The sequence below is a fragment of the Paracoccus salsus genome, assembly GCF_021556615.1.
GTDB classification, from domain to species: Bacteria; Pseudomonadota; Alphaproteobacteria; order Rhodobacterales; family Rhodobacteraceae; genus Paracoccus; species Paracoccus salsus.
The window spans coordinates 1-9,380 of record NZ_JAKGGD010000015.1 but is presented as its reverse complement, the minus strand read 5'-3'; the positions used below and the strand labels follow the sequence as shown (position 1 = coordinate 9,380).

The window sequence follows — 9,380 nt, the reverse complement described above, 5'->3', positions numbered from 1 at the left end:
GCCTCACGCCCTACGAATACATCTGCAAAACCTGGACATCAGAGCCCGATAGATTCATCCTCGACCCGATCCACCAGATGCCGGGACTGAACACCTAGGCCAGGACCACGCCGCTGACATGCTTGTCTCGATCCGGAAGGCAATGACGGCCCAGCTTTCGGCCCCGGCGTCGCGGCCGGCGAAGAGGGCGTTCCTTTGGTTCAGGGCGATGGGGCGCATGCCCGCCCCCGGGATGGAACAGATTGGCAGTGCGCGCCGGCGGTGCCAAAGTGAGGGCCGACGTCGATGACAGGAGCGACCGATGACACCGGCATCACAGCATCTTCCCGAAGGCCGGATGGGGGCCATGGTCCTGCGCCGGACCGGTGCGCCGCTGGTCTGGGAGGAACGCCCCCTGCCGCAGCCCGGTCCGGGCGAGGTGCGGCTGCGCGTCGAGGCCTGCGCCGTCTGCCGGACCGATCTGCATGTCGTGGACGGGGAACTGCCGGGCGGGCATCTGCCCATCGTCCCGGGGCACGAGATCGTCGGCCGCGTCGAGGCGGCCGGACCCGGTGTCACCCTTGCCCCCGGCACCCGCGTCGGTGTGCCCTGGCTGGGTCACAGCTGCGGGCAGTGTCCCTATTGCGCCGCAGGGCGCGAGAATCTTTGCGATGCGCCGCAATTCACCGGCTTTACCCGCGATGGCGGCTTCGCCACCCATGCCGTCGCCGATTCCGCCTATGCCTTCCCGCTGGAGGGCTTCGACGATCCGGTGGCCGCCGCGCCGCTGATGTGTGCGGGTCTGATCGGCTGGCGCTCGCTGCGGATGGCGGGAGAGGGGCGGCGGATCGGGCTTTACGGCTTCGGCGCCGCCGCGCATCTGCTGGCGCAGGTGCTGCGCTGGCAGGCGCGCGACGTCTATGCCTTCACGCGCGCGGGCGACGAGGCCGCGCAGGCCATGGCGAGGCGGCTGGGGGCGGTCTGGGCCGGGGCGTCCGACGCGATGCCACCCGAACCGCTGGACGCCGCGATCCTGTTCGCGCCGGTGGGTGCGCTGGTGCCTCTTGCGCTGCGGGCCGTCAGGAAGGGTGGCCGGGTCGTCTGCGGCGGCATCCACATGAGCGACATCCCCGCGTTTCCCTATTCCCTGTTGTGGGAGGAACGTCAGGTCGTGTCGGTCGCCAACCTGACCCGCGCCGATGCGCTCGAATTCCTGGCTCTCGCGCCCAGGGCGGGCATCCGGGCTCAGACCACGACCTATCCGCTGACCCGCGCCAACGAGGCGCTGGAGGATCTGCGCCATGGTCGCTTTCAGGGGGCGGCCGTGCTGGTGCCATGAGCAGGGTGGCGCCTTTCGCCGCCGCGGCCGGTCGAATTCCCGTATAATCGGGTTGCGATCCGCGCCGGACTCGCGCCCTCGACAGGCCGGTCGCGCGGGCGGAGGGGACAGCAGTTGATGCGCGGCGGATACGCCGGCCGGCGCGCCGGCCCTCGTTGCGGTGCTTCTGGACAGGATCGCGCTGTTGCGGGCGCCGAAACGCGTGATCACGGCCGTCATGCGCAAACTTGTCCTGCCCAGCAAACCGCTGCTGCACGACGCCCGGAAACGGGCCGGCAAACCCACGTGATCAGGATGGTCGCAAGACGGTTTTCTTATCCGTCGAATCGCTTTCGCGTGATATCTTCGGTGCGTGCGTGCGTGCGTGCGTGCGTGCATGCGGGGGTAACGATGATTCGGAGTATCCGTTATGTTGGACCGTGCCTCGGGGCCTTGATTGCCTTCGCGCAACCCGCACAGGCCGACGATCTCGGGAAGCTGTTCGGTACGATAGCCGGCGAGATCATGAAGGAGCAGTTGCGCCAGCCGCGATCACAACCGCAGCCGCAACTTCGCCAACCTCAGCGCCAGCAAGCCCGGCCAAGGGCGCAGCGCGTCACAGAACCGGCCGCGCCGGCGCCGCAGCAGCCACGGATGAGCATCGAACAGCGGATGGCCGTGCAGCGGGCGCTTGCAGATGCCGGATATTACTCCGGCGAGATCGACGGAATTCTTGGGTCGGGCAGCCGACGGGCGATCGCGAACTGGCAGGCGGCATTGGGCGCACCTGCGACCGGCTATCTGCTTGGCAAGCAGGCGCAAGCACTGATCGCAACGTCTCCATCCCCTGCGCCGGCCACCCCCTGGCCTGATGCCGGTGCCCGTGGGGCGCAGGCTGCACCCTTGACGCCCGCAGGAGCGGGCCCGACCGGCGCGGCGCGCCCGGAGGCCGGCCCTGTTCCCCTGCAGCAGGTTGCGGCCCCTGCGAAGCCTGCCGACGCCATCCTGGGCGACGACGCGCTCGCTCAGCGCCTTGCTGTATGGGTCGCCGCTCGACAGCCCGACATTCTTGAGGACCACGGTGTGGTCAACCTTCTGATCCTTGCGGGCATCGCACCCGAAATCCGGACCCGGAAATATGCCGATCCGGCCCTTAAGCGCGAGGCGTTGCGCGCCGCGCTGCCGGGACCGGACCTGCCGCCGCCTGACCGAGTGATCCTTGAACGCGAGGTTGCGGTCCGGCCGGCGTGGAACGGTCAGCCCGCCGTCTTCGACACCCGAGGCCTGGGTCCCATCATCGAGGGCACGCCCACCCTGATTGACCTGCCGATCCGGACCCGAGGGCCGAGGCGGGTGGCCTGGACGCTCCGCTCCGCTCAGCCTTTCTACCTGCCGGTTCCCGACGGTTTCGAAGCATGGGCAATTCCGGGCGAAGACCAGCGCAGCAAGCTCTTGCTGCAGATCGACGTCAGTCTGTCCGACCTGCAGCCGACCATCACGCCGCTCGACCGATCGTATCGCGGTGGCACCGGTACGGCCCGGATCAACAGCGTCACGTTGATCCGCCGGGCGCCGGCCCCAAGCCGTGCTGATCAGCCGCCGTTGTCCGACCAGCTGCTGCATGTCTGGGACCGGGGGGATGCTCCGGCCAGTTCGGTGCCGGACCAGCCCGCCAATGCCGCGGCGCTTGTCGCGCTCTATGGCGGGGCAGAGAGCGAGGGACGATGGGTGCCCGAGCCCCGAGAGCAAGTCTTCGGCGGATTCCAACAGCGGATGCTTGAGCGCGACTGGGGGCTTGACTGGTATGCGTTGCCCGAGGCGCTGGCCCTGCGTCGGCTGGTCGAGGCGGGGCCGGACCGGCTGCCCGACGTGGCGCTGGCCGACACGTTGGCGCAGCGCTACCTGACGCCGCGCCAGAAACTCGACCTGTTCCCGGTCGAAATCGCACAGCGCACGCCCCACTCCAAGGTCAGCGAACTCGCCCTCCACGCGGCCATGACCAAGAACGCAGCTGCGGTGCGCGACATCGCGGTCTCGCGCGCCCCGGACCTGCCGCTGCCATTGCGTCAGGTCAACCCGGTCTATCTCGGCGAATACGACTTCGGCATCCAGGGCTTCGCTCTCGAACTCGGGAACTGGATGTCGTTGCATTTGCCGCTGGCCGAGCCCGGGCCCGACATGATCATTGATGCCAGGGTCATCCTGCCTCCCGACCGGGCGCAGTCGCTGCTTGAGCGCATCGCCGAGCGCAACCCGTCCGGCGCGCCTGGCCGCGAGATCTTTTTCGTCGTCGACTACATGATCGACGAGATGCTGATGCGCGCGCCAGGCGCGGGCCCCATCACCGAGGCAGAGCTGGGCATCGTCAAACCGCGCAGCCGGATCGAGCGCGCCGCGCTATACCTCGATCCCGGCCTGACCGAGAAGATCTTGGATGTGGCGGTGCCCGAGCCGCCCCAACGGGCGGTCGCGGCCAAAACCGGCATGCTGGACATTCCCGTCGATGTCCTGGCGACGACCGGCAGGAGCCTGATGGGTGCGGCAGTCGCGGCGGATCCACAGGACGTTCATGCCAGCTATCTGATCGGACAGATGTTGCGAGGCCGGGGCGAGACCGGCGATCTCGCGGCAAAGGTCCGCCGACTGCGCGACGAGGTGGCCGCGGAGGCCCGCGAGCGCTATTGGATCGCGGCAAGCATGGAACTTGGCGACTACCAGCCCGAACAGGGACGCTTTCCAATCGCGGTCGAGGGCCTGCGGGCCGTGCCGCATGACGGCGACAGCACCGGAATGCCCCCACCCGACCTCGGCTTTTTGACGGGCGATCTGGCGGAGTTGCAGGTTTCGCCCGAGGAAGCCGCGGCCATCGACAGCTTCCGCGATGTTGGCAATCGGATCGCCGCCTATCTTCTGGTCCGGCCTGTCGAAGTCGGAGAGGACGACTATAACGGCAGCGGGATCGTTCTGAAGTTCGATCAGCCCGAGGCAATGCTTCTGGGTCCAGACGGGGGCAACGGATTGCCGGATCCGATCCTGCTGCGCGTCGGCGCCGAGCCCGCCCCGAAGGCCCCTGCACCAACGGTCGCCGCGGATGGTCCGACAGATCCGCCTGACACGCTGCTGCTGGATCAGGAGGGCTTCGATCTGCTCGCGCTGTCGCTTGATCCTGATATCTATGATGACCTTTCCTGGCGCCGGATGCTGGTTCAGCGGCTGATGCGAGAGCGCTGGTTCGAGGCCGAGCCGGATCCGATCCGTGGCGATCTGGCGTGGGGCCGGTTCTACTCCGACCCGATGGCGACACCTGACGCCAGCGGCCTGACCGCGCTGCTGCCTTCCTTCCGCGACTGGACGATGAAGCGCGTCGCGGTGTTGCCGGACCGCCTGGTCATGCCGATCGGTGCGGTGCCGCAGGGCGAGCCCGGATGTGATGGCCTGTCCGAGATCAGAGCGGCCGAGATTGGCAAACACCCGAACGTCCTGATTCGGAACGCGGCCGCTATCCTGGGCGATCTGACGACCTTTGCCGCCGAGGAAGCTGCGATCACGCAGGACAGGGCCCGCCCCGGTCCCGACCGACTTTGGCTGCATGATGCGCCGCGGCTGCGCGAGAGCTGTCGCTATCACGGACGATCGGTGGTCCGTCCGCTCGCGGGTCTGGTGCCACAATCGGCCAGCCTGGTCTCAGGGGTGGTCGGCACCGCGTCGATGCCGTTTGTCGGCCCCGAGGGCCATGATGCGTCAGCGACGGCCGTGACATTGCGGCGCGACAGTGTCCGGCTGGAAAGCCTCGACGGCCTTCGGGACCTTCCAGAAGGGCTTCGAGGCGTGGTCCTCGTCGCCGGCCCGGCCGAACAGGTAAGGGCGTGGCGAGGCCGCATCGGCTACGGAATGGAGCAATCACTGTCGCTGACCCCGCCCGACTGGGCGCCGCTGGAGGCTGCACCGCTTGTCGCCGCCGACGTCGTGGGTTTGACCACGGGCATGCCACTGGCCGCGATCGAGGAAGCCGCACGGGCCCATCTGGGCGAGGCCGTCCTGTTCACCGAGACAACGCCCGGCAAGGGCATGTTCGGTCATGCACGCGGTCTTCTGAACCCCTCCACCGGCGAGGCGATCACGGCGGTCTACGCACCGCACGCCGAAGGCCAGCCAGTCGTTGCGATCATGCGCCGCCTACCCCTTGCGTCGGGGCAGACCGACCACGCGGCGCTGGCCCAAAGCCTGACCGCGAAATACGGCCCGATCTCGCGCGAGGCCTTTGATGGTGGCTGGTTGTGGGGTCTGCTGCCCGAGGGCGAGGACGGCTGGGGCGTCTGCGGCGGAGAGTCGCTCCTAGGGCAACCCGAGCGCGAGATGGCGCCCGTGCTGACGCCGACGGCCGATCTCGGCCTGCCTGAGCGCAGCTACCACAACCGGCCCGACTTCTGGTTCGAGGCCGGCTGGCCCGAGGTGGTGAGCGATCGGCCCGGCCAAATCGACCCCGCGCGCTGCGGCCCGGTGGTCGGCGCGATGGTTTTCGATGCACCGCAGAATGTGAAGATCCTTCAGGTCTGGCTGATGGACCGCAAGCTGGCCGAAGAACATGATGCGCTGCCCAAGCCCGCGGCACAGGCTGCCGACATCAAGCTCTAGCGGTCACGCCATTTCCTCGCAAATGCGGGCGCGCCTTCCCTCAGAAAGGGGATACTCGGAACCGCCCTGACCATCAGTTCAGGCGAGTTTGACGATGTCACGCTGAAGGGCGCGGGCCACCAAGATGCTCATGAATTTTCGGAACGGGTCAAGGAAGCGTGGACTCGCTTCAATCTCGCGGCCCTCGAGAAGGAAGCGGCGCGCCTGACTGGGCGGGCTGGGACCTGAATGTGGCGCTCTGGACGGACGGGGCGTGGCTACGTCTGCCGCCACGCACCGGCTGGCGCGCGTGGGTCGAGAACGAGGGCCTGCTGCTGGTCTACTACGGCACAGGCTGGATCGGAACGACACCCACGGCGCTGCAGAACATGGCGCTGCTCGGGATGGGGACGACGGCGGATGCGTCGAACCCGTTCTCGGCCAAGCTGAACGCCGCGCTCTGGACGGCGAAGACCGTGGCCGAGGGTGGCACCGGCGATCTGTTCTACACCATGAACAAGGAGGCCGCGGGCGACGATCTCGGCCTGACGCTGCAGACCGGCTTCGTGACCAAGGCGCTGGTGGGGCTGTTCGGCTCCGACCGCCTCCGGCTCGCGGTCTCCTCCGACGGCAGCACCTTCTTCGACGGGCTCAGCGTTGACAACGCCACCGGCATCGTCGACCAGCCTCGGCTGCCGCGCTTCAAGGCGTACACGAACTAAGACAATTATGTGGGCGTCGGGACCTGGACGAAGATCGGCCTGAACAACACCGACACCAACGATCAGGGAGCACCCCCGGCTTCTCGGGCGCCGATCTGGCGAGCCTCGTCAACGAGGCGGCCTTGCTCGCGACCCGCCGCAAGGCCGATGCGGTGGCGATGGACGACTTCAACAATGCCGTCGAGCGCATCGTCGCGGGGCTGGAGAAGAAAAACCGCGTGCTGAACCCGCGCGAACGCGAGATCGTCGCCCATCACGAGATGGGGCACGCGCTGGTGGCGATGGCGCTGCCTGGAACCGATCCGGTGCACAAGGTCTCGATCATTCCGCGCGGGATCGGCGCGCTCGGCTATACCATCCAGCGCCCGACCGAGGACCGGTTCCTGATGACGCGGGAGAAACTGGAGAACAAGATCGCTGTCCTGCTGGGCGGGCGCGCGGCCGAGAAGATCATCTTCGATCACCTCTCGACAGGCGCCGCCGACGACCTTGTGAAGGCCACCGACATCGCCCGCGCCATGGTGGCCCGCTACGGCATGGACCCCGATCTGGGCCATGTCAGCTATGACACTGATCGGCCCGGATTTCTGGGCACCGGCGACCAGTCGTCCTGGCTGAACCGCCGCTACAGCGATGCCAGCGCCGAACGCATGGACGAAAAGGTGCGCGCGCTGATCGACACCGTATTCGACCGGGCACTGGCCATCCTGGAAGTCAATGCCGATCTCCTGCGCGAGAGCGCCGCGCGGCTTCTCGAGAAGGAAACGCTCGACGAAGCTGACCTGTCGGAGTTCACGGCCAGGGTGCATCACCCCAGGAACGCGGCGGCTTGATCTAGAGCAAGGCACGGGCGGCATGCCGATGACACAATTCGCGTGCTGATACCATTGAAGGTCCGCAAGAAGAATGGTCGGCCGAAAATCCTGCCGCCTGCCGATTATCTGCCGAGCGAGGACCAGACGCAGGATCCGCATGTCCTCCACGCCATTGGGCGGGCGTGGGGTTGGCGGCGGCGCATGGACACTGGCGAATTCAGCACGATCCAAGAACTGGCCGAAGCCGTCGGGCTGGCCGAGCGCCATGTCAGTCGCCAGTTGCGGCTGGCCTACCTCGCACCGGCGGTACTCAAGCGGCTGACCTGCGGACGCGAGCCGTTGGAGGTCAGCCTGTACGATCTCTGCTTTCTCGCCGGGGAGGCTTGGATGGATCAGGTGGGGCAAGCGGTCGGTGATGCATCGGCCCGAACGACGTGATCGGCCCACTCCCGCCCTTTAGTGAGGTATTTGCGCTGCGTTGCAGTTCCTCAAGAACAGACAACCATTCCGGACGCGACCGACAGTTCGTCAGTGTTGGTACAGTGTGTTCGAGCCTGCCGGAAAATCTCTTTGAGACGGCGGCAAGTTCAGGCTTGGCCGTCGTCGGCATCACCTGCTTGGCCCCGCATGTTCGGCTAAGTAGTCGAGGATCGGTTGGTAGTCGGGCGAGTCTGTGATTTCCGTCGGCGCGATGCCTACGCCCCAGGTCAGGCTTGTGCGATCCTCGTCGATAGGGCGGTCCACGACAGTCTCGCCGACCTCGTAGGGGCGGCCATCCTGATGGGCGAATGCGGTCTCGGGTTCGCGGAAATAGCGGAAAGTCACGGGCGTTTCGGGGAACACATCCTTGCCGAAATCAAATCGCTGGGTGGCCACGACCATGCGGTAGCCCCGCGCGGCTTCAAGCGCGGAGGATCGTGGCGGATAAAGCAACGCGCCGACCAGGTTGCCCTCGGTATCCTGATACGCGCCGTTCGCGGTCAACTCTTTCAAGAGCCGGGCACGAAGGCGCTGGGTTTCCACGTAAGCCTCTGCCGACGCGGTTTCCAACGCGGGCCAATCGGCGGAATAGCCGCTCTGCGCGCGGATCGTGTTCGACAGGAACGCCTCGACGCTGGCCGGCATATCGCCGTAAAGGCTTACGCCCACGACATTTTCCAGGAAATGCGCAAACTCCCCCGTCGCCATAGCGCGGTTGATCGGGTCGGGATAGGCTGCTGTGCCCACCGCGTCGGAATCGTCCGGCGCACGATAGCCCATCGCGGTCATCTCGCCCCAGCCGGCTTCGCCGGGCAGGCGGCGTGGCATCGCCCAAGTGCCGTCGATGGTCACGCCCACGCCGGATTGAAAGGTTGCATGGCCCCCGGTTTCGCGCTGCGGTTCATGCCCCGAATGGCAGCCCACGCATTGCACCAGTTCCGAGGGTGTCTGGGCGCGCAGCGCACCGCCTGCGTCCTCGATCCAGCCGGCAAGGATCCAGCCCGCGCCGTTGTCGATCCAGCCCCCTTTGCGGTTGGCATAGGCGGGGGCACTTTCCTCCTTGATCTCGGGGCCGGCATAGTCGGGGTCGAACGCCCTGATCTTGTACATGTAGCGGATTTCTTTCACCCGGTCGGCGCGCGCGCCAGGGAAGCGGCCGGGGGCGCCCTCGCTGCCGTCGGCGGCGGTATCGACGTAGTGCAGCGGGTGGGCGAATTCGGTTCCCTGCGGGTAAAGGCCGGGCTGCACCGGAATGTCTGCGGCTGCGCCCTGATAGGTGGTAGGCGCGTTCTGGGGAAGATGGTCGGACACAGCAGCGGCCACGAGGTCGAGATTGGCCGCATAGGTCTTGATATGGTCACGTCCGTCAAGGTGGTGTAAATTTCCAGATGGCCTGAGGTCATGATCAGGCGGCTTTCGTAGTTATGCTGAGAATGGGGTCGATCTCCTCCT

At 66.9% G+C, this 9,380-nt stretch carries 5 protein-coding genes and 1 pseudogene; 5 read left to right on the top strand and 1 reads right to left on the bottom strand.

The genetic code is table 11. The annotated features are described in order from the left end of the window. Positions 1–301: 301 nt before the first annotated feature. The 5 genes from L1965_RS15745 to L1965_RS15725 all read left to right on the top strand — a co-directional run bounded on the left by L1965_RS15745 (position 302) and on the right by L1965_RS15725 (position 7,886). Entirely contained in the window at positions 302–1,318 is a 1,017-nt protein-coding gene (locus L1965_RS15745) for a zinc-dependent alcohol dehydrogenase family protein (protein WP_235757382.1), read from the top strand. A 633-nt stretch (positions 1,319–1,951) separates the two neighbouring features. After that, positions 1,952–5,932, top strand: coding sequence for a peptidoglycan-binding protein (locus L1965_RS15740; protein ID WP_235757381.1), 3,981 nt, complete (start codon positions 1,952–1,954; stop codon positions 5,930–5,932). A gap of 230 nt (positions 5,933–6,162) precedes the next feature. Next, positions 6,163–6,633, top strand: a complete 471-nt coding sequence (locus L1965_RS15735; RefSeq protein ID WP_235757380.1) for a DUF2793 domain-containing protein — start codon at positions 6,163–6,165, stop codon at positions 6,631–6,633. A gap of 23 nt (positions 6,634–6,656) precedes the next feature. Beyond that, positions 6,657–7,466, top strand: coding sequence for an ATP-dependent metallopeptidase FtsH/Yme1/Tma family protein (locus tag L1965_RS15730; protein WP_439332100.1), 810 nt, complete (start codon positions 6,657–6,659; stop codon positions 7,464–7,466). Between the two features lie 42 nt (positions 7,467–7,508). Further along, positions 7,509–7,886: a hypothetical protein gene (locus L1965_RS15725; protein WP_235757379.1), complete on the top strand. Its 378-nt coding sequence runs from the start codon at positions 7,509–7,511 to the stop codon at positions 7,884–7,886. Positions 7,887–8,057: 171 nt separating this feature from the next. Here L1965_RS15725 and L1965_RS15720 read toward each other — a convergent pair. Beyond that, a pseudogene (locus tag L1965_RS15720) lies at positions 8,058–9,284 on the bottom strand (Aq_1262 family (lipo)protein); the annotation flags it as partial. Positions 9,285–9,380: the final 96 nt, after the last annotated feature.

Bases quoted from the DNA above. Each gene is read 5' to 3' on its own strand.
- L1965_RS15745 (WP_235757382.1), top strand. From the start codon at position 302: ATGACACCGGCATCACAGCATCTTCCCGAAGGCCGGATGGGGGCCATG.
- L1965_RS15740 (WP_235757381.1), top strand. From the start codon at position 1,952: ATGAGCATCGAACAGCGGATGGCCGTGCAGCGGGCGCTTGCAGATGCC.